This window comes from Pseudomonas sp. 22515 (assembly GCF_052044625.1).
In the GTDB taxonomy this organism is placed as follows: domain Bacteria; phylum Pseudomonadota; class Gammaproteobacteria; order Pseudomonadales; family Pseudomonadaceae; genus Aquipseudomonas; species Aquipseudomonas alloputida.
The window spans coordinates 41,549-68,277 of record NZ_JBQENN010000025.1 but is presented as its reverse complement, the minus strand read 5'-3'; the positions used below and the strand labels follow the sequence as shown (position 1 = coordinate 68,277).

At 62.7% G+C, this 26,729-nt stretch carries 21 protein-coding genes; 8 read left to right on the top strand and 13 right to left on the bottom strand.

Going from position 1 to position 26,729, the window contains the following annotated elements:
* Positions 1–173: 173 nt before the first annotated feature.
* From ACTJJN_RS21325 to ttgA, 3 genes are read right to left on the bottom strand one after another with little or no spacing between them, the layout of a single operon-like run.
* Positions 174–1,628 (bottom strand): AdeC/AdeK/OprM family multidrug efflux complex outer membrane factor, encoded by a 1,455-nt coding sequence (locus ACTJJN_RS21325; RefSeq protein ID WP_003251955.1) that lies wholly within the window; start codon positions 1,626–1,628, stop codon positions 174–176.
* The gene (gene ttgB / locus ACTJJN_RS21320; RefSeq protein WP_003251956.1) at positions 1,625–4,777 is read right to left on the bottom strand and encodes a multidrug efflux RND transporter permease subunit TtgB; all 3,153 of its coding nucleotides are present in this window, start codon (positions 4,775–4,777) and stop codon (positions 1,625–1,627) included. Before ttgB ends, ACTJJN_RS21325 begins: the two co-directional genes overlap by 4 nt.
* Before the next feature lie 3 nt (positions 4,778–4,780).
* On the bottom strand, positions 4,781–5,935 hold the full coding sequence (ttgA, locus tag ACTJJN_RS21315) for a toluene efflux RND transporter periplasmic adaptor subunit TtgA (protein ID WP_003251957.1): 1,155 nt from the start codon (positions 5,933–5,935) through the stop codon (positions 4,781–4,783).
* A gap of 257 nt (positions 5,936–6,192) precedes the next feature.
* On the opposite strand from ttgA, the gene ttgR reads away from it, so the two are divergent.
* On the top strand, positions 6,193–6,825 hold the full coding sequence (gene ttgR, locus ACTJJN_RS21310) for an efflux transport transcriptional regulator TtgR (RefSeq protein ID WP_012053630.1): 633 nt from the start codon (positions 6,193–6,195) through the stop codon (positions 6,823–6,825).
* Between the two features lie 111 nt (positions 6,826–6,936).
* On the opposite strand, the gene ACTJJN_RS21305 is transcribed toward ttgR, so the two are convergent.
* Positions 6,937–8,388 carry an MDR family MFS transporter gene (locus tag ACTJJN_RS21305; RefSeq protein ID WP_014754359.1) on the bottom strand — a complete coding sequence of 484 codons (1,452 nt, stop codon included), beginning with the start codon at positions 8,386–8,388 and terminating at the stop codon, positions 6,937–6,939.
* Positions 8,389–8,769: 381 nt separating this feature from the next.
* On the opposite strand from ACTJJN_RS21305, the gene ACTJJN_RS21300 reads away from it, so the two are divergent.
* Positions 8,770–9,639: an isocitrate lyase/PEP mutase family protein gene (locus ACTJJN_RS21300; protein ID WP_003251963.1), complete on the top strand. Its 870-nt coding sequence runs from the start codon at positions 8,770–8,772 to the stop codon at positions 9,637–9,639.
* A gap of 232 nt (positions 9,640–9,871) precedes the next feature.
* Here the strand turns inward: ACTJJN_RS21300 and ACTJJN_RS21295 are convergent, their stop codons facing one another.
* Complete coding sequence (locus ACTJJN_RS21295; protein ID WP_014754356.1) at positions 9,872–10,780, bottom strand: LysR family transcriptional regulator; 909 nt, start codon at positions 10,778–10,780, stop codon at positions 9,872–9,874.
* A gap of 183 nt (positions 10,781–10,963) precedes the next feature.
* Between ACTJJN_RS21295 and ACTJJN_RS21290 the strand changes: the two genes are divergently transcribed.
* Positions 10,964–11,578 carry an NAD(P)-dependent oxidoreductase gene (locus tag ACTJJN_RS21290; RefSeq protein ID WP_003251968.1) on the top strand — a complete coding sequence of 205 codons (615 nt, stop codon included), beginning with the start codon at positions 10,964–10,966 and terminating at the stop codon, positions 11,576–11,578.
* A 97-nt stretch (positions 11,579–11,675) separates the two neighbouring features.
* Here the strand turns inward: ACTJJN_RS21290 and ACTJJN_RS21285 are convergent, their stop codons facing one another.
* A complete protein-coding gene (locus ACTJJN_RS21285; protein ID WP_012053627.1) occupies positions 11,676–12,551 on the bottom strand; it encodes a LysR substrate-binding domain-containing protein in 876 nt (291 codons plus the stop codon).
* A 114-nt stretch (positions 12,552–12,665) separates the two neighbouring features.
* Here ACTJJN_RS21285 and ACTJJN_RS21280 point away from each other — a divergent pair, with 114 nt between their 5' ends.
* Positions 12,666–14,303, top strand: a complete 1,638-nt coding sequence (locus ACTJJN_RS21280) for a 5-guanidino-2-oxopentanoate decarboxylase (protein ID WP_440781595.1) — start codon at positions 12,666–12,668, stop codon at positions 14,301–14,303.
* Between the two features lie 123 nt (positions 14,304–14,426).
* On the opposite strand, the gene ACTJJN_RS21275 is transcribed toward ACTJJN_RS21280, so the two are convergent.
* Positions 14,427–15,347, bottom strand: a complete 921-nt coding sequence (locus ACTJJN_RS21275) for an AraC family transcriptional regulator (RefSeq protein ID WP_003251974.1) — start codon at positions 15,345–15,347, stop codon at positions 14,427–14,429.
* Between the two features lie 202 nt (positions 15,348–15,549).
* Between ACTJJN_RS21275 and ACTJJN_RS21270 the strand changes: the two genes are divergently transcribed.
* Complete coding sequence (locus ACTJJN_RS21270; protein WP_010952504.1) at positions 15,550–15,843, top strand: putative quinol monooxygenase; 294 nt, start codon at positions 15,550–15,552, stop codon at positions 15,841–15,843.
* A gap of 16 nt (positions 15,844–15,859) precedes the next feature.
* On the top strand, positions 15,860–16,126 hold the full coding sequence (locus tag ACTJJN_RS21265; RefSeq protein ID WP_014754353.1) for a hypothetical protein: 267 nt from the start codon (positions 15,860–15,862) through the stop codon (positions 16,124–16,126).
* Here the strand turns inward: ACTJJN_RS21265 and ACTJJN_RS21260 are convergent, their stop codons facing one another.
* From ACTJJN_RS21260 to bglX, 6 genes are all read right to left on the bottom strand, one after another.
* The gene (locus ACTJJN_RS21260; protein ID WP_440781594.1) at positions 16,127–16,732 is read right to left on the bottom strand and encodes a flavin reductase family protein; all 606 of its coding nucleotides are present in this window, start codon (positions 16,730–16,732) and stop codon (positions 16,127–16,129) included.
* A gap of 119 nt (positions 16,733–16,851) precedes the next feature.
* A complete protein-coding gene (locus ACTJJN_RS21255; protein ID WP_014592240.1) occupies positions 16,852–17,178 on the bottom strand; it encodes a hypothetical protein in 327 nt (108 codons plus the stop codon).
* Positions 17,179–17,478: 300 nt separating this feature from the next.
* Complete coding sequence (locus ACTJJN_RS21250; protein ID WP_003251986.1) at positions 17,479–18,798, bottom strand: MFS transporter; 1,320 nt, start codon at positions 18,796–18,798, stop codon at positions 17,479–17,481.
* Between the two features lie 254 nt (positions 18,799–19,052).
* Entirely contained in the window at positions 19,053–20,387 is a 1,335-nt protein-coding gene (locus ACTJJN_RS21245; RefSeq protein ID WP_003251989.1) for a sigma-54-dependent transcriptional regulator, read from the bottom strand.
* Positions 20,381–22,138 carry an ATP-binding protein gene (locus ACTJJN_RS21240; protein WP_221100900.1) on the bottom strand — a complete coding sequence of 586 codons (1,758 nt, stop codon included), beginning with the start codon at positions 22,136–22,138 and terminating at the stop codon, positions 20,381–20,383. Before ACTJJN_RS21240 ends, ACTJJN_RS21245 begins: the two co-directional genes overlap by 7 nt.
* A gap of 87 nt (positions 22,139–22,225) precedes the next feature.
* Positions 22,226–24,517, bottom strand: coding sequence for a beta-glucosidase BglX (gene bglX / locus ACTJJN_RS21235; protein WP_019752464.1), 2,292 nt, complete (start codon positions 24,515–24,517; stop codon positions 22,226–22,228).
* A 186-nt stretch (positions 24,518–24,703) separates the two neighbouring features.
* Between bglX and ACTJJN_RS21230 the strand changes: the two genes are divergently transcribed.
* Together ACTJJN_RS21230 and ACTJJN_RS21225 are read left to right on the top strand one after the other, a co-directional pair.
* Positions 24,704–25,321: a TPM domain-containing protein gene (locus ACTJJN_RS21230; protein WP_003251995.1), complete on the top strand. Its 618-nt coding sequence runs from the start codon at positions 24,704–24,706 to the stop codon at positions 25,319–25,321.
* A 165-nt stretch (positions 25,322–25,486) separates the two neighbouring features.
* Positions 25,487–26,701: a class I SAM-dependent methyltransferase gene (locus ACTJJN_RS21225; RefSeq protein ID WP_004575154.1), complete on the top strand. Its 1,215-nt coding sequence runs from the start codon at positions 25,487–25,489 to the stop codon at positions 26,699–26,701.
* The last annotated feature ends 28 nt before the right edge of the window (positions 26,702–26,729 follow it).

The window sequence follows — 26,729 nt, the reverse complement described above, 5'->3', positions numbered from 1 at the left end:
TGTAGGAGCGGGTTCACCCGCGAATACGGTGGTGGCTGTGACGGTGAATCGCCAGGGATACTGGCCAGCAGGCCCGGCCCTTGCGCGGGCTCGTCCGCAAAAAGGCCGGCACAGGCAGTAAAAAAGCAAAGCCCACCGCTAAGGGTGGGCTTCCTACTTTGTAACAAGGCCGATCAGCCTTTCGGTGTTTCCACCGATGCCTGCTGGTTGGCCTGCCCGGTCTGCTCGTACCAGCCACCGCCAAGCGCCTTGTACAGGTTGACCTCGCTGGTCAGCTGCGACAGGCGGTCTCCGATCAGCGCTTGCTGGGCACTGAACAGGTTGCGTTGGGCATCGAGGAAGGTCAGGTTGCTGTCAATCCCGATGCGGTAACGGCGTTCGGCCAAGCGGTAGTAGTCCTGGTTCGCCTGCACCAGGTCGCGCTGGGCCTGCAACTGCTCTTCGAAGGTCTTGCGTGCCGCCAGGCCATCGGAGACTTCCTGGAAGGCCGTCTGGATGGTTTTTTCGTACTTGGCGACGTTGATGTCCTTCTGGATTTTCGAGTAGTCCAGGCTGGCTTTCAGGCTACCGGCGTTGAAGATCGGCAGGTTGATCTGCGGCTGGAACAGCCAGGTGCCCTGGCCGCCCGCGAACAGGTGGCCCATGTCGGGGCTCAGGCTGCCGGCGTTCGCGGTCAGGCTGATGCTCGGGAAGAACGCTGCGCGGGCTGCACCAATGTTGGCGTTGGCAGCCTTGAGCAGGTGCTCGGCTTCCTGAATGTCCGGGCGACGCTGAAGGATATCCGATGGCAGGCCGGCCGGTACTTCGGCCAGTTGGTCGGCATCAAGCTCCAGCGGCTTGGCCAGGTCGGCAGGAATGCCGGTGCCCAGCAGCACGGTCAGGCTGTTGACGTCCTGGGCGACCAGGCGCTGGTACTGCGAGTACTTGACCCTGGCGCCTTCCACGGCGGTACGCGCCTGGCTGACGTCCAGGGCCGATGCCACGCCGACCTCGTTGCTGCGACGGGTGAGGTTGTAGCTTTCCTCGTAGGTCTTCAGCGTTTCTTCGGTCAGCTTGAACAGGGCCTGGTCGGCCTGCCAGGTGTAGTAGGCGTTGGCCACGCTGGCTACCAGGGCGATTTGCGTGGAACGACGCGCCTGCTCGCTGGAGAGGTAGGTTTCCAGGGCCTGCTCGGTCAGGCTGCGCACGCGGCCGAACAGGTCCAGCTCGTAGGCGCTGACGCCCAAGGTGGCCGAGTACTGGCTGGTGATGCCAGATTCGCCTGTTTGCGACATGTTCGCCGGGACACGCTGGCGGCTGCCACTGCCGGTGGCCGAAACTGCCGGGAACAGGTCGGCGCGCTGAATGCGGTATTGCGCACGGTAGGCATCGAGGTTCAGCGCCGCGACCCGCAGGTCGCGGTTATTGACCAGCGAGGTCTGGATCAGCTGTTGCAGCGCCGGGTCGTGGAAGAACTGGCGCCAGCCCTGTTCAGCAGCGGCAACATCCGCCGATTGCGTCGGCGAGTATGCAGGGCCTTGCGGCCACTGTGCAGCCACCGGCGCCTCTGGGGTCTGGTAGTCAGGGATCAGCGAGCAGCCGCCAAGAATGAAAGCGGTTACCGCCAGGGACAACAAAGACTTGGTCATTGCCCAGCCTCATAACGTGGATTTTCAGGGGTGACGTCTTTTTCCGGCTCTTTGCTGCCGAACAGCGACGACACTGCGACGAAGAACAGCGGTACCCAGAAGATAGCCAGCACGGTCGCACTGATCATGCCGCCGATCACGCCAGTACCGATGGCGTGCTGGCTGCCGGCGCCGGCGCCGCTGGCGATGGTCAACGGTACCACGCCCAGGATGAACGCCAGCGAGGTCATGATGATCGGGCGCAGACGCATGCGGCACGCTTCAATCGCTGCGTCGTACAGGCTACGGCCTTGTTCGTGCAGCTCCTTGGCGAATTCCACGATCAGAATGGCGTTTTTCGCCGCAAGACCGATGGTGGTCAACAAGCCAACCAGGAAGTACACGTCGTTGGACAGGCCGCGCAGGCTGGTGGCGATCAGCGCACCGATGATACCCAGCGGTACCACCAGCACCACAGCGATCGGGATCGACCAGCTTTCGTACAGGGCCGCCAGGCACAGGAACACGAACAGCACCGAGAGGGCGAACAGCGCCGGCATCTGCGAGCCGGAGAGTTTTTCCTCGTAGGACATGCCGGTCCAGGAGAAGCCGATACCGCTCGGCAGCTCGCCTGCAATGCGCTCGACCTCGGCCATGGCTTCACCGGTACTGTAACCAGGCGCCGGCGCACCGAGGATTTCCATCGCTTCGACACCGTTGTAACGCGACAGCTTCGGCGAACCGTAGGTCCATTCGCCTTTGGCGAAGGAGGAGAACGGCACCATCTCGCCTGCGCCGTTGCGCACGTACCATTTTTGCAGGTCTTCCGGGCTCATCCGCGCGCTGGGTTCGCCCTGGATGTACACCTTCTTGACCCGGCCACGGTCGATGAAGTCGTTGACGTAGCTGGCACCCAAGGCAATCGACAGGGTGTTGTTGATGTCGGCAATGGTCACGCCCAAGGCGCTGGCACGTTCGTCATCAATGGTCAGCTGGTACTGCGGTTCATCGTTCAGGCCGTTCGGGCGCACGGCGCTGAGGATCTTGCTCTGCGCCGCTTTGGCCAGGAACTGGTTGCGCGCCTCCATCAACTTCGCGTGGCCGACACCGCCGCGGTCCTGAAGGAACACGTCGAAGCCGGTGGCATTACCCAGTTCAAGCACCGCTGGCGGGGCGAAGGCGAACACCATCGCATCACGGAAGGTGAAGAAGTGCTGCTGGGCACGCTGGGCCAGGGCGAACACGCTGTTCTCCTTCGAGCGTTCATCCCAGGGTTTGAGCATGATGAAGGCCATGCCTGAGCTCTGGCCGCGGCCTGCGAAGTTGAAACCGTTGACCGTGAACACCGACGATACGGTATCGGCTTCGTCCTTGAGCAGGTATTCACGCATCTGGTCGACCACGACCTGCGTGCGCTCGGCACTGGAACCGGCCGGGGTCTGCACCTGAGCGAACAGTACGCCCTGGTCTTCTTCTGGCAGGAACGCGGTAGGGATGCGGGCGAACAGCCAGATCATGCCGACCACGATCAGCGCATAGGCCAGCAGGAATGGCACCTTGTTGCGCAGGATGGTGCCTACGCTACGCTCGTAGCCGTTGACGCTGCGGTCGAAGTTGCGGTTGAACCAGCCGAAGAAGCCGCCTTTGGCGGTGTGGTGCTCGCCCTTCTTCAGCGGTTTGAGCATGGTTGCGCAGAGCGCCGGGGTGAAGATAAGCGCAACCAGCACCGACAGGCCCATGGCCGAGACGATGGTGATGGAGAACTGCCGGTAGATCACACCCGTGGAGCCGCCAAAGAACGCCATGGGCAGCAGTACGGCCGAGAGCACCAGGGCGATACCCACCAGGGCGCCCTGGATCTGTTCCATCGAGCGCTTGGTCGCTTCCTTGGGCGGCAAGCCTTCTTCGGACATGACCCGCTCGACGTTCTCCACCACGACGATGGCGTCGTCCACCAGCAAGCCGATGGCCAGGACCATGGCGAACATGGTCAGGGTGTTGATGCTGAAGCCCGCGGCGGCAAGGATACCGAAGGTACCCAGCAATACGACCGGCACGGTCATGGTGGTGATGATGGTGGCGCGGAAGTTCTGCAGGAACAGGTACATCACCAGGAACACCAGCACCACGGCTTCGATCAGGGTGTGGATCACGCCGCTGATCGATTCGGTGACCACGGGGGTGGTGTCATACGGGAATACCGCCTTGACCCCCGGCGGGAAGAACGGTTCCAGGCTTTTGATGGTCTCGCGCAGTGCCTTGGCGGTGTCCAGGGCGTTGGCGCCGGTTGCCAGTTTTACCGCCAGGCCGGAAGCCGGCTTGCCGTTGAACTGGGCGCTGACTGCGTAGTTTTCACCCCCCAGGCCCACTTGGGCGACGTCACCCAGACGCACCTGTGAACCGTCTTTGTTGACCTTGAGCAGAATGTTCTCGAACTGCTCGGCGGTTTGCAGGCGGGTCTTGCCGATGATGGTGGCGTTCAGCTGGGTGCCCGGCAGGGCTGGCAGGCCGCCGAGCTGGCCGGAAGACACCTGCACGTTCTGTGCAGCCACAGCGGTCTTGACGTCGACCGGGGTCAGCTGGAACTTGTTCAGCTTGGCCGGATCGAGCCAGATACGCATGGCGTACTGCGCACCGAACACCTGGAAGTCACCTACACCCGCGGTACGCGAGATCGGGTCCTGCATGTTCGAGACGATGTAGTTGGCCAGGTCGTCCTTGGTCATGCTGCCGTCTTCGGAGACCAGACCAATCACCAGCAGGAAGTTCTTCACTGCTTTGGTGACGCGGATACCTTGCTGCTGCACTTCCTGCGGCAGCAGCGGGGTGGCCAGGTTCAGCTTGTTCTGTACCTGTACCTGCGCGGTGTCGGGGTTGGTGCCCTGTTCGAAGGTGGCGGTAATGGTCATGCTGCCGTCGGAGTTACTTTCCGACGACACATAACGCAGGTTGTCGATACCGTTGAGCTGCTGCTCGATCACCTGCACCACGGTGTCCTGCACGGTTTGCGCCGAGGCGCCCGGGTAGGTCACGGCGATGGCGATGGCCGGCGGCGCGATACTGGGGTACTGGTTGATCGGCAGCTTCAGGATAGACAAGGCCCCGACCAGCATGATCACCAAGGCGATCACCCAGGCGAAGATCGGGCGATCGATAAAGAACTTCGACATGGTTTACTCCGCTTTGGCGTCTGCTTTCGCCGCGTTGGCCTGATCAGGGCCGGCCGGCTTCTTGACGTTGGTGGCATCGCTGACCTTCACCTCGACGCCTGGGCGCACGTACTGCAGCCCTTCGGTGATCAGGCGGTCACCCGGGTTGAGGCCTTCCTCGATCAGCCAGTCGCTACCCAAGGTGCGGCTGGCCTTGAGCTGGCGCAGTTCAACCTTGTTCTCCTGGTTGACCACCAGGGCGGTGGGTGCGCCCTTGAGGTCGCGGGTCACGCCTTGTTGCGGTGCCAGGATGGCGTTGGCGTTGACCCCGGCCTTGAGCCGCGCATGCACGAACATGCCTGGCAGCAGGGTGTGATCGGGGTTGGGGAACAGCGCGCGCAGGGTCACCGAGCCGGTGGTCTCGTCCACCGCGACTTCGGAGAACTCCAGGCGGCCTTCCTGCTTGAACAGGCTGCCGTCTTCCAGTACCAGTTGAACCGAGGCGGCGTTGTCGCCGGCCTTCTTCAGCTGGCCGCTTTCCAGGTCACGGCGCAGCTTGAGCAGCTCGGCGGTGGACTGGGTAACGTCGACATAAATAGGATCGAGCTGCTGGATGGTGGCCATGGCGTCGGTCTGGCCATTGCTCACCAGTGCACCCTCGGTGAACGAAGAGCGACCGATACGGCCGCTGATTGGCGCCAGAACCTTGGTGTAGCGCAGGTCGATCTGTGCGCTCTTGAGCGAAGCCTCAGCCTGCAATCGTTTGGCATTGGCGTCGTCGTACTCCTGTTTGGAGACGGCCTGTTCGTCAATCAGTTGCTTGTAACGTTCGGCCAGTGAGCGTGTAGCCAGCAGGTTGGCCTTGGCATTGGCCAGGGTGGCTTCGTACACGGCAGGGTCGATCTGATACAACTGCTGGCCTTCCTTGACCTCACTGCCTTCCTTGAACAGGCGCTTGAGGATGATGCCGTTGACCTGCGGGCGCACTTCGGCGACGCGGTAGGCACTGGTTCGCCCCGGCAATTCCGAGGTGAGGGTGAAGGCTTGCGGCTGGATGGTCACGACGCCGACCTGAGGAGCCTGCGCCGCTGGCGCTGCTTCTTCTTTCTTACAGCCACTGAGCAGGGTTGCCAGGGCGACGGCGGAAACCAGAGCGGTAACGGCTGGCTTGAATTGCATGAGGATCCTCGGGTCGCTGGAGCAGGGAGACGCTCAAGAGTAATGGAAGAGATCTTGATCTGGAAAAAATGCTATCCGGTGGATAAATAGCTTGCTAAGGAATATACTTACATTCATGGTTGTTTGTAAATACTGCTGGGTGGTACTCAGGTACAGCCTCAGCGCTTGATTAGCTTATCCGAGAGGCCCCGGCAGAGGTGCCCCCGGAGCGTTCCCCGCACGCGCTGCGCGTTCGGGCCAGATGAGGTTGTACTGCCATGGTCCGTCGAACCAAAGAAGAAGCCCAGGAAACCCGTGCCCAGATCATCGAGGCGGCGGAAAGGGCCTTCTACAAGCGCGGGGTCGCGCGAACCACCCTGGCCGACATCGCCGAACTGGCGGGTGTGACGCGGGGGGCGATCTACTGGCACTTCAACAACAAGGCCGAGCTGGTGCAGGCGTTGCTCGACAGCCTGCGCGAGACCCATGACCATTTGGCGCGCGCGAGCGAAAGCGAGGATGAACTCGACCCGCTTGGCTGCATGCGCAAGCTGCTGTTGCAAGTGTTCAACGAGCTGGTGCTCGATGCCCGAACCCGTCGTATCAATGAAATCCTGCATCACAAGTGCGAGTTCACCGATGACATGTGTGAAATTCGCCAGCAGCGCCAGAGTGCGGTGCTGGATTGCCACAAGGGCATCACCCTGGCGCTGGCCAATGCCGTACGCCGGGGCCAGTTGCCTGGCGAGCTGGATGTCGAGCGCGCGGCGGTGGCCATGTTTGCCTATGTCGATGGCCTGATCGGGCGCTGGCTATTGCTGCCTGACAGTGTCGATCTGTTGGGTGATGTCGAAAAATGGGTCGACACCGGGCTGGATATGCTGCGCTTGAGCCCGGCTCTGCGCAAATGACACTTTGTTAAGGATTGTGAGGGAGTGTTTCCCCTTTGTGTTAAGGGGAGATTAAGGTCGCCGCCGCCTTGCAGCTGTTCGCACCACAAGGCGGCAGCGCGTGTGCAACCTTCAGCGGCCGCGCAATTGCCGGTCAGGCAAAGCAAATGCCGCGAACAGTCCCAGCACCGCGACGAGCGCACTCCCCATCAGCAGTTGCCTGAACGTCTCCAGCAACCGCCCTTGAGTCACCAGGTCCACCTCTGCGGCCTTCAAACTCCCCAGCAACGGGTTACCCGTCAAGTCGAAACCACCTTGATGCAGCAGTGCCAGCAACAGGCTGGACATGCACGCTACGCCCATGGCTCCGCCCAGCGAGCGGAACAGGTTGGTGGTGCTGGTGGCCACGCCGATGTCCTTGCTGGCCACCGCACTTTGTGTACCCACCAGTGAGGTCGGGAATTGCAGCCCGCAGGCTATACCGGTCAGCAGCATGAACAGCGCACTGAGCAACGCTGATTGCGGCGGAGTCAGTGCCATCGCGAAAATGGCCACTGGCATCAGCAGTGCACCGGCCAGGATCTGTGGCTTGTAGCGCCCGGTCCTGCTGGTCATCCGGCCTCCTGTGAAGGCGCCCATGGGCAGCCCCATGGCCAGCGGCAGCAGATGCAGGGCGGCGCTGTCGGCACCGGCGCCGGTAATGCCCTGGTAACGCAAGGGCATCAGCATGGTCAGGGAAATGGACTGGAAGCTGGCGAAGAAGATCACCGCCCAGCACAGCACTGCCACACGGTTGCCGAACAGGCTGAGCGGCAGCAGCGGTTCTGGGCAGCGGCGTTCGTGTGCGATGAAAAGCGCCAGGCCCAGCAGGGCGCAGCCGAACAGCGCCAGCACGGCCGGGTCGGCCCAGGCGTGGCCCTGGCCCACCAAGGTAATGCCCAGCAGCAGGCTGCCAAGGCCGAGAATCAACAACATGGCGCCAAGGTAGTCCACCTGTGCCTCGCGACGCTGCACCGGCATGTCAGCGAGCGCACGGCGAATGGCCCACAAGGCGACCAGCCCCAGCGGCAGGTTGATCCAGAACACCCAGCGCCACGACAGGTACTCGGTCAACCAGCCGCCCAGCACTGGCCCGGCCACGCTGGCCGCGGCGTACATGCTGCTGAAGTAGCCCTGGTAGCGGCCGCGTTCGCGTGGGGGCACGAAGTCGCCAATGATTGCCTGGCTCACCGAGACCATCCCGCCTGCGCCGATACCCTGCAGTACCCGGGCCAGCACCAGTTGCGGCATGTCCTGGGCCATGGCGCAGGCAATGGAGGCCAGGGTGAACAGGCTGATGCCGGTGAGGATCATCCGGCGCCGGCCGTAAAGGTCGCCCAGTTTGCCGTAGATCGGCACGGCCACGGTCATGGCCACCATATAACCGGAGATGACCCAGGCCAGCAGGCCGACATCGCTGAACTGCGCCGAGATGGCGGGCAGCGAGACGGCGACGATGGTCTGGTCCAGTGCGCCGAGGAAGATGGCCAGCATCAGGGCGGTGAGCACGTTGCGCAGGGCGGTGGGGGGCAGGGCGGCGGTCACGGGAATACCTTGTTTGTCTATGGCGGCCCCTTCGCGGGCAAGCCTGCTCTCACAGAAGCCCTCGGATTGTAACCTGAGTTAGGTAGCTTCCTATGTACTATCTGCATCCCCTATGCAAGATCGGCATTGGCGCATTCATCCAGTGCTGCATGGCTGCGTGATATCGTTGGTATGCCACAGAGGCTGAAATCCGGGGGTTGCACCAGGTTGGTGCAGCATATTGCCGCAGGTTTTTCAGTCCGCTGTCTCCCACACCTTTTATTCCTCTGCCTGCATGTCGAGCATGACCGCCCAGATGGCGACGGTTGGAACAGGTCAGGTAGACCCGATTACAGGGGTCGGTAGTTACCGTTCAAATTTCAACTTTTTTGCGGAGTGATCATGCCCAAGGCTTCCCACCAAGATTTGCGTTTTGCCTTCCGCGAGCTGCTCGCTTCGGGTTCGTGTTTCCACACTGCCTCGGTGTTCGACCCGATGTCGGCACGCATTGCCGCAGACCTGGGCTTCGAAGTCGGTATCCTCGGCGGTTCGGTCGCTTCGTTGCAGGTACTGGCTGCTCCAGACTTCGCTCTGATCACCCTCAGCGAGTTCGTCGAGCAGGCCACCCGCATTGGTCGGGTCGCGCAACTGCCGGTACTGGCCGACGCCGACCATGGCTATGGCAACGCACTGAACGTGATGCGCACGGTGATCGAACTGGAGCGCGCCGGTGTGGCCGCACTGACCATCGAGGACACCCTGCTGCCTGCCCAGTTCGGGCGCAAGTCCACTGACCTGATCCCGGTCGAGGAGGGCGTTGGCAAGATCCGCGCGGCGCTGGAGGCACGAGTCGATTCGTCCCTGTCGATCATTGCCCGTACCAACGCGGGCGTACTCAGCACCGAAGAAATCATCGTGCGTACCCAGAGCTATCAGAAGGCGGGCGCTGATGGCATCTGCATGGTCGGGGTCAAGGACTTCGAGCAGCTCGAACAGATTGCCGAGCACCTGACCGTGCCGCTGATGCTGGTTACCTATGGCAACCCGAACCTGCGCGATGACGAGCGCCTGGCGCGTCTGGGCGTGCGCATCGTGGTCGATGGCCATGCGGCTTACTTTGCCGCGATCAAGGCCACTTACGACTGCCTGCGGCTGCAGCGTGGTCGGCAGAACAAGTCGGAAAACCTCAGTGCCACCGAACTCTCGCACACCTACACCCAGCCTGAAGACTACATTCGCTGGGCCAAGGAATACATGAGCGTCGAAGAGTGATCAGCAGGGCGCCGTCCATTCAACGGACGGCGCTCAAGGTTGCACTGTGAGGCACGCAATGTGCCTGCTCGCAGCTATTGGCGACGCTGGGCTGGCTGCGTAGCAGTTCGGCGCGCCAGCAGGCTGATCCATACAGCCCTGCGACTGCGGTAAGGGCCATGACAAGGGCGACTCTTCTGGATTTGATGCCCATGGTGCTCACCTCCCGTGACAGCGATAGGGGTGTACGCCACTAGTATAGATCCCGATCCCACTCCGGTTCGTCCTTGAAACGCTGCACCAGGAAATCCAGCATGCTGCGCAAGGTCGCCGGCATGTGTTTGCGCGACGTATACACCGCATTCAGGTTCAGTTCCCGCGGTTTGGCCTCGGGCAGCAGACGCACCAGTTCACCCCGGCGTATGGCGTCTGCGGCCTGGTAGGTTGGCAGCATGGTGATACCTGCGCCAGCCAGCGCAGCCCTTTGCAGGGTCATCACTTCGTTGGCACTGATGTTTCCGGATACGGGCACGGCGACCTGCTGGCCGGCTACCGCGAAATGCCACAAGCTGTGTCCGAAGTAGGCATGGGTCAGGCAGTTGTGCAGGCTCAGTTCCTCAACCCGTTGCGGCGTGCCTCGCTCATTCAGGTAGGCGGGTGCCGCGCACACGACCGAGCGGCACACGCTCAGGCGCCGGGCGATGAGGCTGGGGTCCACGTCATTGCTGGTGCGAATGGCCAGGTCGATGCGCTCGTCCACCAGGTTGACGGTGCGGTCGAGCATCTGCAGTTCTACCTTCACGTCAGGGAAGCGCCGCACATAGGCGGCCACTGCATCCACCAGCTGTGCCTGGCCGAATGAGGTACTGACGCTGATACGCAGTGCCCCCCTTGGCGCGTCTTCCGGCTGCTGCACGGCAGCCTGCAGGTCGCCGGCCAGTTCCAGCAGTTGCCGGCAGCGAGGCAGGGTTTCCTGGCCGGCTGCCGTGAGGCTGAGCTTGCGCGTGGTTCGCTGCATCAGCCGCGTGCCAACCCAGTCTTCCAACTCTGCCAGGTAGCGCGACACGACCGGCCGCGATAACTGCAGATAGTCCGCCGCCGCCGACTGGCTGCCCAGGTCGATGACTGTGACGAATACCCGCATGGCGTTGAGACGGTCCATGATTTGCCCGATTTCAGAAACAAACTATGTCTGAGCATCGCATTTTTTGTGACGAATCGGGTAACTAAGCTATGCGCATTGTTTGGTAGAAGGCGTTACCCGAAGCCGGCAGGCGAGTGCCCTGGCGCTGGCGGCGAAGGTCACCAAGGGCGGTCATTCCGTTCAACTGATGGAGAGTATTTCATGAGCAAGATCGCAATCATCGGTGCCACCGGCCGTGCTGGCAGCCAGTTACTGGAAGAGGCCCTGCGCCGTGGTCACCGTGTACTGGCCATAGCCCGCGACCCTTCCACGCTGGAAGGGCGTGAGGGTGTGACCGTCAAGTCGCTGGATGCCACGGACAGCGCGGCCCTGCAGGCAGCGGTCGCAGGTATGGACGCTGTGTTGAGTGCCGCGCATTTCTCGACAATGGAGCCGCACGCCATCATCGAGCCGGTGAAGCGCGCCGGGGTCAAGCGCCTGCTGGTGGTGGGTGGCGCCGGTAGCTTGTTGCTGCCGTCAGGGCACCGGGTGATCGACAGCCCGGATTTCCCGGAGGCGTATAAAGCCGAGGCCAGTGCCGGCGTGCGTTTTCTGGAGGCGCTGCGGCGCGAGCCGAACCTGGACTGGACCTTCCTTTCGCCTTCGGCTGAGTTCGTTGAGGGTGAGCGTAGAGGTCACTATACGCTGGGCAAGGATCATCTGTTGATCGGTGCGGACGGCAAGAGCTGGATCACGTTTGCCGACTATGCGATTGCCATGCTGGATGAGCTGGAGAAGCCGCAGCACTCGCGGCAACGGTTCACAGTCGGCTATTGAGTCGCCTGCGTTGCGGGTATGCCCGCTCCCATGGGTACCGTACAGCTACCAAGGCCTGTGCAAACCTGTGGGAGCGGGTGAGCCTGCGAAAGGGCCGTCACAGGCTGGCCTGGCCCTCCAGCCAGTCCAGCAATTCCAGCAGCCCCGGCGGCAAGCTCCTGGCCTGGCTCACCAGGTAATACCCCTTGCCTGTCAGCACCTTCAGCGCAAACGGCATGCATAACCGCCCACCGCGCAGGTCATCGCCAATCAGCGACCAGTCACCGATTGCCACCCCTGTCCCCTGCGAGGCCATGGCCATCGCCATGTCCAGTGTCTCGAAATGTTGTTTAGGCCCATGCGTGGCGAGCGTCACTCCAGCCGCCTGCAACCACAACCGCCAGTCGTGTTCATCCCGCGAGGGATGCAGCAACATATGTCGGGCCAGGTCTTCCACCTGCTGCAACGGCACTGGCCCTTCACGCAGTGACGGTGCGCACACCGGGGTCAGCTGCTCATCGAACAGCTTGCGCACCTGCAGCCCGTGGTTCGGCGCATCGCCGTAGACCACTGCCGCATCGAAGCCCTCGCGACGGAAATCCACCCCGTGCTGCACGGTCGTGGTCAGCTCAACCGGCACATCCGGGCGCAGTGCCTGCCATTCCATCAGGCGCGGCAGCAGCCAGCGCATTACGCAGGTGGGTGCCTTCAGCTGCAAGGTCGTGCTGTGCTCACCCACCTCGCGCACCCCTTGTTCGATCAGGGCGAACACCTGCTGCACCCGTGGCAGCCAGTCCAGGCCTTCACGGGTCAGGCTCAACCCACGTGCCTCGCGCTTGAACAGGGCATAGCCGAGGTGTTCTTCGAGGGCTGCAATCTGGCGGCTGACAGCGCCCTGGGTGATGTGCAACTGCTGCCCGGCGCGGGTGAAGTTGCAGTGCTGGGCGGTGACCAGAAACGTGTGCAGGGCAGGCAGGGGCGGGAGGCGTTTCATTGCAGTAAGCCATGATCACAGGACATGGCTAGTATGTGTTTTTTTACATTGTGGCGATAGCCGTGGCTTGGGTCCAATAAGGGCATACCCCAACACGATTCATGGTGACCCCTGATGGCAACCTGCGGCGAAGTACTGGTCAAACTCCTTGAAGGCTATGGCGTCGATCATGTCTTCGGCATCCCCGGTGTACATACCGTGGAGCTCTATCGTGGCCTGGCGGGCTCTTCCATTCGCCACATCACCCCGCGTCATGAGCAAGGTGCCGGGTTCATGGCTGACGGCTATGCGCGTACCCGCGGCAAACCCGGGGTGTGCTTCATTATCACAGGCCCGGGCATGACCAATATCACCACTGCCATGGGCCAGGCCTATGCCGACTCGATCCCGATGCTGGTGATTTCCAGCGTGCAGTCCCGTGACCAGCTGGGCGGTGGCCGTGGCAAGCTGCACGAACTGCCTAACCAAGCCGCGCTGGTATCGGGTGTGGCGGCGTTTTCCCACACCTTGATGAGTGCAGCCGACTTGCCGCAGGTGCTGGCCCGGGCATTTGCCGTGTTCGACAGTGCCCGGCCACGCCCGGTGCATATCGAAATCCCGCTCGATGTGCTGGTTGAACCGGCCGACTTCCTGCTGCCGGGCCGCCCTGTACGGGGCAGTCGGGCAGGGGCTGCACCGCAGGCCGTGGCGCAGATGGCTGAGCGACTGGCCAGTGCGCGTCGGCCGCTGATTCTGGCCGGTGGCGGGGCGTTGGCTGCGGGCGCTGCGTTGGCACGCCTGGCCGAACTCCTTCAGGCCCCGGTGGCGTTGACCATCAATGCCAAAGGCTTGCTGCCAGCCAGCCACCCATTGCAGATCGGCTCGACCCAGTCGTTACCCGCCACACGGGCGCTGGTGGCCGAGGCCGACGTGGTGCTGGCGATCGGTACCGAACTGGCTGAAACCGATTATGACGTGACCTTCAAGGGAGGCTTCGAGATCCCGGGCAGGCTGCTGCGCATTGACATCGACCCGGACCAGACCGTGCGTAATTATCTGCCGGAGCTGGCGCTGGTAGCCGATGCCGAGCTGGCAGCCGAAGCGCTGCTCGGTGCCTTGCAAGCCCAGCCGCAGCCAGCGCACGAAAGCACTTGGGGCATGGCTCGCGTGGCCAACCTGCGCAAGGTGCTGGCGGCAGACTGGGACCAGCCCACCCTGAGCCAGACACGTTTGCTGAGCGCCATACTGGAGCGCCTGCCTGATGCGATTCTGGTGGGCGACTCGACCCAACCTGTGTACACCGGCAACCTGACACTCGACATGGAGCAGCCACGCCGCTGGTTCAACGCCTCGACCGGTTACGGCACCTTGGGTTACGCGTTGCCAGCAGCCATGGGCGCCTGGTTGGGCAGTGCCGAGCAGGCCGTCGAACGGGCTCCGGCGGTGTGCCTGATTGGTGATGGTGGTTTGCAGTTCACCCTGCCGGAACTGGCCAGTGCAGTGGAGGCACAGGTACCGCTGATCGTGCTGCTGTGGAATAACCAGGGGTACGAGGAAATCAAGAAATACATGGTCAATCGGGCGATCGAGCCGGTCGGGGTTGATATCCATACCCCGGATTTCATCGGCGTGGCGCGAGCGTTGGGCGCGGCAGCAGAGAACGTGGCCGATATTGCCCAATTGCAGGCGGCGCTCGGGCAAGCGGTGGAGCGCAAGGGGCCGACCTTGATTCAGGTGGACCAGAATCAGTGGCAGGCCGCGGTGTTGGGTTGAAGCATTGCGATTGCCTGTATCGGCCTCTCGTGCCTGCAGGCAGCGCGCAATTTTCGCATCTGTGCAAAAACCTGCAGGTGCGGGTTTACCCGCGAAAGCGCCGGGGCAGGCGAGTGTCGAGCTTCAGACCGCAGTAGCCCGCAACCGAGCCACATCGCGAATTGGCGGCGCGCCGTAAAGCCGGCTGTATTCACGGCTGAATTGCGACGGGCTTTCATAACCCACCCGATAAGCCGCCACCGCCGCCTCCAGCCCGTCGTTCAACATCAGCCGCCGCGCCTCTTGCAGGCGCAGTTGCTTCTGGTACTGAAGCGGGCTCATCGAGGTCACGGCCTTGAAGCGGTGGTGCAAGGTCGAGGTGCTGAGGTTGACCTCACGGGCCAGGTCCTCGATACGCAGCGGCTGTTGGAAGTTGTTGTTGAGCCAAGTGATGGCCTGGCAAACCCGGTGGGTCTGGCTGTTGGCCAAGGCAATTTCATACAGCCGGTAACCCTGCGGCCCACGCAGCAGGCGGTAGAGAATCTCGCGGCGGAACAGCGGCGCCAGCATTGCGATGTCGCGCGGGGTGTCCAGCAGCCGCAGCAACCGCAGCAGGGCATCGAGTAACGCGGCATCAGTCCTTTCCACATACAAACCACGGCCGGAAGGTCGATTGGGTACCAGCATCGGTCCGCTCTCGGCGATCAGCTGGCTGATCTCGGCCGGGTCCAGGTCCATGCGCAGGCCCAGGCTTGGGTTCTCGGGGCTGGCATCCAGCCTCACGGCACTGAGTGGCAAGGTCACCGAAACGACCATGTAATGCAGTGGGTCGTAGGCGTACTGCTCGTCACCCAGGAACAGGCTTTTGCTGCCTTGGGCAAGGATGCACAGGGCAGGCTGCGCCAGGGTGGGTACAGAACGCACATTTTCGGTGTAACGCACCAGGTACAGGTCATCGATGGCCGATGCTGGGCCATAGGGCTCGCCCGCGTGGCGGTTGATCAGCTCGGCCAGCTCCAGGCGCTGCAGTTCCAGGGTCGGTTCGGTGGACGTGGCGGTGGTCATGATGGCTTTCCTCTGCTGACCGACGCAGCATAGGTTTGGGCAAAGACGGGCGCTAGTCGAAAGCTGCATGTCGATTGCCTGATCCTGCCGTGCTGCAGGATCAGGCAATCGACATGCAGTAATGGCCTAACGCGCCGCGCGGGTGAGCGCCTAACCTTGGCAGCCTGGCTTTTCCGTCCGCCTGCTTCAAGGAGATTGTGCAATGACCCTTAAACAACCGGTCACCCACCTTGCTTTCATCCGTGCCAGCAGCGGGCGCTCGGCAGAGCTGGGCGCGCGCCTGCGTGACCTGCTCGAGCCCTCGCTGCGTACACCGGGATGCCTGAGTTTCACCGTGCAGCGTTCTCAGGCTGATGCTGACCTGTGGTTGCTCAGCGGAAGCTGGCAGGACCAGCAGGCGATGAGTGGCTACTTTGCTTCACCGACACTGGAGGTGTTCGGTGAGCTGGTGCAGGCTCAGGTGGTCAGCAGCCTGGACTTGCATACCTTCGACTGAGCGTGGATGAGGTAAAGTGACGCCCTTGTTCAATCACGCGGACAGCAACATGGCACGTAAGGAATTCACTCATTTCGAAGCGGTATCGGCGATGGTGCCGGTGGAAGGTGGCGGCTACCACGCGGCCATCGCAGTCAAAGCCTTGGGCATGGGCGGTGCGCCGCGTTTTCACAAGGTTCTCGACGGGCAGGTGTTCAAGGGCGCTGTGGCCGCCGACGAAGCGGCCACCGCCGAGCTGCAACGCCTGCAGGGCGTCAGCGAAGAGGGTGAGCTGGTCTGGTGATCAGGCCGGCGGCCGGGCCATCTTGAACAGGTTGCCCAGCTCGAAGTAATCCGCCGGGCCACCCCCGCGCAGGATCGGCTCGGCGGCAGCGGTATCGTAGATGCCGTTGTTCAACAGGTGCTCGGCAATGTGCACCGCCACCACTTCCCCAAGGATCAGCCAGCTGGGCACCTCTTGCTGGTCGGCGCGCTTGAGCTGGACGATCTGGCTGACCTTGCACTCGAAGGCTACCGGCGTTTCACCCACGCGCGGCACCTTGACGATGCTAGACGGTGCGGCAGTGAGGTCGCTCAATTCGAATTCGTTCACTTCGGCAGCAACCGGTGCGCAGCTCAGGTTCATTTGCTCGGCCAGTGGGCGGGTGGCCAGGTTCCAGACGAACTCACCGGTCTGCTCGATGTTGTTCAGGCTGTCTTTGCGCCCGACGCTGCAGAAACCGATGATCGGCGGGATGTAGTTGAACGCATTGAAGAAGCTGTAAGGCGCCAGATTCAGGCGGCCTTCGCGGTCCTGAGAGGAGATCCAGCCGATAGGGCGGGGACCGACGATGGCATTGAACGGGTCGTGCGGCAGGCCGTGGCCTTTGGCGGGTTCGTAGTAATACATCTGTGCTGGGCTTGTTGGCCCTACCTCCTGGTGGACAAGGTGCCTAGTGTGCCAAGCCTGAGCTCGTGTGCAAATGATCAAGCCCGGCCGAAGCCGGGCTGGGTGCTCGCAATCAGGTATCAGCTGATGCGGTGCGCGTTGGTGCGGTCGAAGCCGTCTTCAGCGAAGCGCTGGCCGCCGGTGCGGTCGAAGCCGTCTTCAGCGAAGCGCTGGCCGCCGGTGCGGTCGAAGCCGTCTTCAGCGAAGCGTTGGCCACCGGTGCGGTCGAAGCCGTCTTCGGCGAAGCGTTGGCCGCCGGTGCGGTCGAAGCCGTCTTCAGCGTAGCTGGCTGACTGGGTTTGAACCGCGGCAAAGGTGTGAGCGTCGGTCCGGTCGAAGCCATCTTCGGCGAAGGCGCCAGCTGCGAAAACCGAGAGGGCCAAGGTGAGGATCAGTTTGTTTTTCATGGTCGTTGCTCCAGGGGTTTGTGAGTTGTTTGTTTCTATGGGTTTAATCCTACGCCGAATAATTTGATTAAAAAGCGCAAAAAATAGTGCTTAATAATCTATTTATTCGATGTGTTTGTGCGCGTATGCCGTGCTTCAGGCCGCAAGCCTGGCTTGGGAGCGTTCGCGCGGGCGCCAACGTTCTGCCAGCCATTGCAGCTTGAAAAGGTGGAATTAATAGGGCGTTAAGAAGGAAAGGTCTGAATGAAAAAGGGGCGCTCCATGCAATGGAGCGCCCCTTTTAGTACTGCCAGGCCAGCGTTATTCAGTGGTGATTCGCGAGTGCTGCTTGGTGTCTTTCATGGTCGCGTAAACCAGCAGCGAGCAGGCGATACAGGCGGTGACATACCAGTAAAAGCCGCTCTCCATTCCAGCGCTTTTGAACCACAGGGCCACGTATTCGGCGGTGCCACCGAAGATCGACACGGTCAGGGCATACGGCAGGCCCACGCCCAGGGCGCGAATCTCGGTAGGGAACAGCTCGGCTTTGACCACGGCGTTGATCGAGGTATAGCCGCTTACGATGATCAGTGCGGCCATGATCAGGAAGAACGCACCCCACCAAGTCTGGATGGTGTGCAGGGTGCTGAGGATGGGGACGGTGAACAGGGTGCCGAGTACACCGAAAGCGATCAGGATCGGACGGCGACCGATCTTGTCGGACAGACCACCGATCACCGGCTGCAGGCACATGAACAGGAACAGCGTGGCGGCCGAGATGGTGGTCGAGTCACTGATGCTCATGCCTACGGTGTTGACCAGGTATTTCTGCATGTAGGTGGTGTAGGTGTAGAAGGCCAAGGTGCCGCCCATGGTCAGACCGACGACGGTCATCAGCTCCTTGGGGTGACGCAGCAGGGTGCGCATCAGGCTTTCCTTGGCCTTTTCCTTCTTGGTGAACGAGGCGGTTTCTTCCATGCCGCGACGCAGGTACAGGGCCACCACGGCGCACAGCGCACCGATCACGAACGGCACGCGCCAGCCCCAGGCGTACAACTGCTCGGTGGTCAGGGTCTGTTGCAGGACGATCAGGACCGCCAGGGCGATGAGCTGGCCAGAGATCAGGGTCACGTACTGGAAGCTGGAGAAGAAACCACGGCGCTCCTTGCTGGCCATCTCGCTGAGGTAGGTGGCCGAGGTGCCGTATTCACCACCCACCGACAGGCCCTGCAGCAGGCGCGCGATGACCAGCAGGACAGGTGCGGCGACGCCGATGGTTTCATAACCTGGGGTCAGGGCGATGACCAGCGAGCCTGCGCACATGAGCAGTACCGACGCCATCAGCGCGGCCTTGCGGCCCTTGCGGTCGGCGTACAGGCCCATCAGCCAGCCACCGATCGGGCGCATGAGGAAGCCCACGGCGAAGATCGCAGCGGTATTGAGCAGTTGTGCGGTGGAGTCGCCGGCGGGGAAGAAGGCCTTGGCGAAGTACAGCGAGAATGCGGCGTAGACGTACCAGTCGTACCATTCGACCATGTTGCCGATGGACCCGCTGAAGATCGACTTCAGGCGGCTGGCGGTGGTTTTTTCTGCGGCAGGCGCGGTGGCCGCCCCGGCGGGCAGGGAGGTGGCGTTATCCATCAGGGATACCTTCTCGTTGTTTTTGTGGAGCGCGCCGTGGCGCAGCTTGCCAAGGCAGTTGCAGAAGGTGTGCCAAATGGGGGCGGGCTGATTCATTTCAGGGCATCCAATACCCCAAAACCGGCACAGTAGTGGGGCTTGCGCTGCCCTTTGCGGGAGCGGGCTTGCCTGCGAAGGGCTGCAAAGCAGCCCGGAATCTCGAGGTGATAAGCGGTTTTTTGCCTACCAGGTGCAGGTCATAAGCGGATTTCCGCTCATTCCTGCCCAACAAAATCCTCGCGCACCAGCCCATGCCGTTGCATCTTCTCGTTAAGGGTGCGCCGCGGCAGTTGCAACGCCTCCATCACCGACTTGATCTCGCCCCCATGCTGACGCAAGGCCGCGCGCAGGCATTGCGCCTCGAATGCTTCCATCTGCTCGCCCAGCGACTGCCCGGCAGGTGCCACCTCGATGTTTGGCGAACCTAGCCCCAGCGCATGCCGCTCCGCCGCATTGGCCAGCTCACGCACGTTGCCAGGCCAGTCATGTGAGAGCAGCTGCGCCAGCTGTGCAGCCGATAGCGGCGGGGCGGTGCGACCCAGCTTTTCACCTGCAGCACGGGCAAAGTGTTCGAACAGCAGCGGTATGTCCTCCCGCCGCTCGCGCAGCGGTGCCAGGCGCAATTCGGCCACGTTCAGGCGGTAGGCCAGGTCTTCGCGGAAGCGCCCGGCACGCGCCTCCTCGAGCAGGTCGGGCTTGGTCGCAGCAATGATGCGCAGGTCCACGCTGATGCTCTGGTTGGCCCCCAGGCGCTCCAGCTTCTGCTCCTGTATCACCCGCAACAGCTTGGCCTGTTGGGCCAGTGGCATGCTCTCGATTTCGTCGAGGAACACGGTGCCACCGTTGGCATATTCCAGCTTGCCGATCCGTTTACCCTGGGCGCCCGTGAAGGCGCCGCTCTCATGGCCGAACAGTTCGGCCTCGAACAACGACTCGGGGATGGCTGCGCAGTTAAGGGCTACAAAGGGCTTGGCGGCACGGGGGCCAAAGTCGTGCAGGCAGCGGGCCACCCGCTCTTTGCCACTGCCGGTTTCACCGCGAATCAGCACGTTCACCGGCAGGCCGGCCAGGTCCAGCACTTGCCGGCGCAGCTGTTGCAGGCCCTGGGACATGCCCAGTAGCGTGACTTCCAGGCGTGACTTGAGGTCGGCCTGCTCGTGGAGCCGGCGGTTCTCAAGCACCAGCTGGCGCTTTTCCAGGGCGCGGCGCAGGCTGCCCAGCAAGTCTTGCGGCGTAAAGGGTTTTTCCAGGAAGTCATAGGCCCCCATGCGCATGGCTTCTACCGCCATCGGTACATCACCGTGACCGGTCAGCAGAATCACGGGCAGGTCGGGGTCGTTCGCCTGCAGGCGTTCGAGCAATTGCAGGCCATCCATGCCCGGCATGCGCACATCGCTGATGATCACCCCAGGGAAGTGCTGCGGCAGGTGTGCCAGGCACGCTTCGGCGTGAGCGAACAACTGCACGCTGAAGCCAGACAGGCTCAGCCATTGCTCGACAGCAGTGCGGATACTGGCTTCATCATCGACGACGATCACCGAATTCAACATACAGGCTCCAGGTCACGGGGCAGGGTAAGGCTCAGGCGCGCGCCGCCAGGCAGGTTTTCGGCCCGCAGCTGGCCGCCAGCCTCGTGGACGATGCCGTAAGAAATGGCCAGGCCCAGCCCTAGCCCTTCCCCCACCGGTTTGGTGGTGAAGAACGGGTCGAAGACCTTGGCCAGGTCGGCTTCGGCAATGCCGCCACCCGAGTCGAGCACACTCAGGCGCCATAGCGTCCCGTCGGGTTCGATGCGGATCTCCAGGCGTTTGTAACGCTTGTCGAGCATGGCGTCGAGTGCATTGTGCAGGAGGTTTATCAGCACCTGCTCCAGGCGGATGGCATCGCCGCGTACCCAGGCCGGGCGTGCCAGGTACAGCGCCACTTCCACGTCTTCGTTGCGAAGGCGCGCTTCCAGCAGGTGCAAGGCCTGGTCGACCACGGTTGCCAGGTCAAGGCGTTCGCGCAGGCCCATCGGGCTGTTGCGGGCAAAGGTTTTCAGGTGGCTGGTAAGTGCTGCCATGCGCGTGAGCATCTGTTCCAGTGGCTCCAGCGCTTGCCGCGCTTCGTCATGGCGACCATGGTCAAGCAGCAGGCGCAGGGTTTCCAGTTGCATACGCTGGGTGGTCAGCGGTTGGTTGATTTCGTGGGCCATGGCTGCCGACATCTGCCCGAGAGCGGCGAGCTTGGCTGATTGCACCAGGCCTTCCTGGGCAGTGCGCAGCTCACGGGTGCGTTCTTCGACCTGGCGTTCGAGTTCTTGCCGGCTGCGCTGGCGCAGGCGTGCCAGGCGCAGGCGTTGGCTGACGAAAAGGGCGGCGAACACCAGGCTTAGCCAGACGGCGGCGGCGCCAAGCGCGGCATTACGGCCGTCGGCAGCGACCTGCGGTTTGCGCAGCAGGTGCAAGGTCCAGTTTTCGCCTTCCAGCGGCAGGCTTTCCCACAGGTACTCGGTACTACCCTCGGGGCCTTGCACGCGGCTAAGGGTGCTGTAGGGGGCAAACCGCGTCAGCACCTGATGGTGTAGCGGCACCAGCGGTTGCTTGTCGTACTGACGGGTTTCGGCCAGCTCGGCACGGTCGGCGCCACTGAGCGGCTGAAGTTCGCGGTAGCGCCAGCCATCCTGGTTTGCGATGAAAGTGATGCCGCGGGCGTCGCTGACCAACAGGATATCGTTGCCCTGTCGCCATTCGCGTTCCAGCTCGGGGAACTCCAGCTTGACCACCATGGCGCCAAGGAATCGGCCATGCTCGTCGTTCACCGCGCTGGCGAGGAAGTAGCCCGGCACGCCACTGGTCACGCCCACGGCATAGAAGCGGCCACTGCCCTGGTTGCGGGTTTGCTTGAAGTAGGGTCGGAAGCCGTAGTTGGAGCCGACGTAGCTGCTGGGCAGCCGCCAGTTGCTGGCGGCAATGGCCAGCCCGGTGCGGTCGAGCAGCTCGAGGGTGGAGGAATTGGCGGCGCCATTGATGCGTTCGAGCTTGAGGTTCAGGGCGTTCTGAACCTTTTCGTCGACCGGGCCGCGCAAGGCTGCGATCAGCTCCGGGTCCAGCGCCAGCACGGCGGGGAGGGCACGGTAGCGATCGATCAGGGTGTGCAGTGCGTTGGCGTACAGGCCCAGTTGCTGGCTGGCACGCTTGGCGTCGTCTTCCATGGCCTGGCGCTTGGCCTGGTGCATGGCCCAGCCGGCGCTGAGTGCGGTACCCAGCACGATCAGCAGGGTGATCAGCCCCAGACGCAGGGCGCGAACGGAAAAGGGCATCGGGGGGCGGATCCGGTGGTGGGATAACGGGGCCGGCCTCTTCGCGGGTTTACCCGAGAAGAGGCCGGAACAGGCGGCCTTTTTCAGTCAAAGCAATTCAAAACTCTGCTGCTGCACCGCCTGGGAATCCAGCCCTACCTGGACATTGAACTCCCCTGGTTCGGCAACCCGCTGCAACTGGCCATTGTAGAACTTCAGGTCGTCTTCGCTGATGCGGAAGGTCAACGTGCGGGTTTCACCCGGTTCAAGCATCAGCTTCTGGAAGTTTTTCAGCTCTTTCATTGGGCGGCTCATCGATGCCGACACATCCTGCAGGTACAGCTGCACCACCGTCTCGCCTGCAACCTTGCCGGTGTTCTTGACCGTTACCTTGGCTTCCAGCGTATCGCCGCGCTTGAGATCCTTGCTCGACAGGTTCAGGCCCGACAGCTCGAAGCTGCTGTAGCTCAAGCCATAGCCGAACGGGTAAAGCGGCCCGTTGGGTTCTTCGAAGTATTGCGAGGTGTAGTTACCCGGCTTGCCCGGCGTGAACGGCCGGCCGATGCGGGTGTGGTTGTAGTACATCGGGATCTGCCCCACCGACCGTGGGAAGGTAATGGCCAGCTTGCCGGAGGGGTTGTAGTCGCCAAACAGCACGTCGGCGATGGCATTGCCGCCTTCGGTGCCGGCGAACCAGGTTTCGAGGATGGCGTCGGCCTGCTCGCGCTCCCAGCTGATCGACAGCGGTCGGCCGTTCATCAACACCAGCACCAGCGGTTTGCCGGTGGCCTTGAGCGCCTTGATCAGCTCGCGCTGGCTGGCCGGGATCTCCAGGGTGGTGCGGCTCGACGACTCGTGGGACATGCCACGGGACTCGCCGACCACGGCGACCACGACGTCGGATTGCTTCGCCGCCTTGACTGCTTCATCGATCAGCACGGCAGGCGGGCGTGGGTCGTCGACGATTTCCGGGGCATCGAAGTTGAGGAAGTTCAGGTAGTCGAGTATCGCCTTGTCACCCGTGACGTTGGAGCCTTTGGCGTAGACCAGCTTGGCCTTGCCTTCCACGGCGCGGCGCAAGCCTTCGCGCACGGTCACCGAGTGGACGGGTTTACCGTCGGCGGCCCAGCTGCCCATCATGTCGATCGGGGCATCGGCCAGCGGGCCGACCAAGGCAATGGTGCCGGCCTTTTTCAGCGGCAGGGTCTGGTTGCGGTTTTCCAGCAGCACCAGGCTGCGGCGTGCCACGTCACGCGCAGCTTCGCGGTGCAGGCGGTCGTTGCCGTAGTAGTCCTTCAGGTCGGTTTCGGCCTTGCCGATGCGCACGTACGGGTCTTTGAACAGGCCCATGTCGTACTTGGCACCCAGCACTTCACGCACCGCCTGGTCCAGCTCGCGCTGGGTCACCTCGCCGGACTTCAGCAGGCCCGGCAGCTCTTCGCCGTACAGGGTATCGTTCATGCTCATGTCGATGCCGGCCTTGATCGCCAGCTTGGCGGCTTCACGGCCATCACGGGCGACGCCGTGGCGAATCAGCTCCTGGATGGCACCATGGTCGCTGATGGTCACGCCCTTGAAGCCCCACTCCTTGCGCAGCAGGTCGTTCATCAGCCAGGTGTTGGAGGTGGCCGGTACGCCATTGATCGAGTTCAGCGCCACCATCACGCCACCGGCACCCGCATCGAGCGCGGCGCGATAGGGTGGCAGGTAGTCGTTGTACATTTTCGGCAGGCTCATATCGACCGTGTTGTAGTCGCGCCCGCCTTCCACGGCGCCATACAAGGCGAAATGTTTGACGATGGCCATGATGCTGTCGGGGTTGGCCGGGCTGCTGCCCTGGAACGAGCGCACCATTACCTGGCCGATTCTCGAGGTCAGGTAGGTGTCTTCGCCGAAACCTTCACTGGTGCGGCCCCAGCGCGGGTCACGGGCGATATCCACCATTGGCGCGAACGTCATGTCCAGGGCGTCGGCCGAGGCTTCGATCGCGGCGGTGCGGCCGACCTTGGCGACGGCCTCCATGTCCCAGGTAGCGGCCATGCCCAGGCCGATCGGGAAGATGGTGCGCTCGCCGTGGACGGTGTCGTAGGCGAAGAACATCGGGATCTTCAGGCGGCTGCGCATGGCCGCGTCCTGCATCGGCCGGTTTTCGGGGGCCGTGCGGGAGTTGAAGGTGCCACCGATACGGCCGGCGGCGATTTCCTCGCGGATCTTGTCGCGGGGCATTTCCGGGCCGATGCTGATCAGGCGCAACTGGCCGATTTTCTCGGCTTCGGTCATCTGGCTGATCAGATGCTCGATGAATGCCTGCTTGTCCTGCAGGGGCGGGGCGGTGGGGGCGGCGAGGGCCGCCTGACTGGCAAGGCCCATGGCCAGGCCCAGCAAAGACAGTTTCATCATCAATTCCGTTTTGGGGCCTCTGCCGTATCCACGGTGATACGTGCGCGACCGAAGTTTTCAGGCGGCTATTGTTGTACGATTTGCAGGCAATTCTTCCAGCGGCGGATTATGCCTGAATATGTCGCCTGCGGATGAAGCCCCGAATGCCGGGATAACAACTATAAGAACGCTCAAGAGACCGACGGCATGACCCCCTTCGACGAATACCATCAGCGGCAGATTGCCGAAGCCATTGCCCGTGCCGAACGGCGTACCGATGCCGAACTGGTGACGGTGCTTGCCCGTCGTGCCGACGATTATGCGTATTGGCCGTTGTTGTGGGCCGCCGTGCTGGCACTGACCGTGCCCGGTCTGTTGCACTGGCTGCTGGCTTGGCCCAGCGTGCGTGGCGTGCTGATGGGCAACGTGCTGCTGTTCGTCGTTTTGTGCCTGCTGCTGCGCAACCCGCGCCTGGCCGATTGGCTGATCCCCCGTGCCTTGCGCCGCTGGCGTGCCGCGCGCCTGGCCCGCCAGCAGTTTCGCGAGCAGAACCTGCAGCGCACAGCAGGCGCCACGGGCGTGCTGATTTTCGTCAGCGAGGCGGAGCGGCATGTGGAGATCCTGGTCGACCGGGGTATCGAACACTGCCTGGATGCCGAAGCCCGCGCGGCCATCGGTGCCCGCTTGGCCGAGCAGGTGCGCCAGGGCCGCACCTTGCAGGGCTTTGTCGAGTGCATCGAAGCGTGTGGCGAGCTGCTTAGCCAGCACGTGCCGCCAACCCATGCCCGCAACGAGTTGCCCAACCGCTTGGTGATTCTCGACTGAAGGCGCGCCCAGCCTTGCTGGATTCCCTGTAGAAGCGGGCTTGCCCGCGAATCAGGCGACACGGTGTCTGCCACCGGCTTTGCCGGTGTTCGCGGGCAAGCCTGCTCCCACAGGGTGCCTGCGGCACGTTAGAATAGGCGTTCCGCTACCCAAGGCCCCCTTTTCATGTCCGCCAGTACTTCTGCCTCTTGCGCGCCGGATGCGCGCGCTCAGTTTCTCGACCTGCTGAACGCCGCCCTGTACGGCGAAACCCTGGTCAAGCTGGTGCTGGCGCGCCATGTCGGTGCCGACCAGACCTTGCAACGGATCATTGCCAAGCCGTTGCAGGTCAAGGGCCAGCCGTGCCTGTCGCTGGTCTACCGTCACCAGACCCGCGACATCACCCGCAACCTGCCGCTGGACCAGGCCCAGGTGCTGGTTGCCGAACTGCTGCCGGACAGCTTCCGCAATGCTCACCTGTTCGATGCTGACGGCGAAGTGCAGTTGACCTTCAGCAAGAAGGGCAAACCGATGCTCCAGCGCCACGGTGCCCAGGCACCGCGCGTGGCCGATGCGGGCAGCGGGCATGACCGCGAGAAGAAGCGTTATCTGGAGCTGTCGCGGCCGTTTCTGCGCGACCTCGGTGTGACCGACGCACAAGGCGCACTGATCCCGTCCATGTCACGCAAGTGGAAGCAGATCAACAAATTCATCGAGGTCTTCGATCACGCCCTGGCCAATGCACCGGTGTCGACGGAACAGGCGCTGCGGGTGGCCGACTTCGGATCGGGCAAGGGCTACCTGACCTTTGCCATGCATGACTACCTGCGCAACAGTTTGGGCCGTGACGCACAGGTGACCGGCGTGGAGCTGCGCCAGGACATGGTCGACCTGTGCAACGCCGCGGCCGCACGCCTCGACCATCCGGGCCTGGAGTTCCAGTGTGGTGACGTACGCAGCGTGGTGCCTGAGGCCATCGAGGTGATGATCGCCTTGCATGCCTGTGACATCGCCACTGACTACGCCATCCACACCGGCATCCGCTGCAACGCCGCGATCATCATGTGCTCGCCGTGCTGCCACAAGCAGATCCGCCCGCAATTGCACAGCCCAGGGTTGCTGCAACCCATGCTGCAGTATGGCCTGCACCTGGGCCAGCAGGCCGAAATGCTGACCGACAGCCTGCGTGCGCTGTACCTGGAAGCCTGTGGCTATGAAACCAAGGTGTTCGAGTTCATCTCGCTGGAACATACCAACAAGAACAAGATGATTCTTGCGGTGAAACGGCGGCAGGCGGGGGATAATGGGGCGTTGCTGGAGAAGATTGCCCAGCTCAAGGCGTTCTATGGGGTGCAGGAGCATTGCCTGGAAACGTTGTTGCGCGCGGATGGGTTGCTCTGACGCCACCCACCGGTACGCCTGCCGGGCA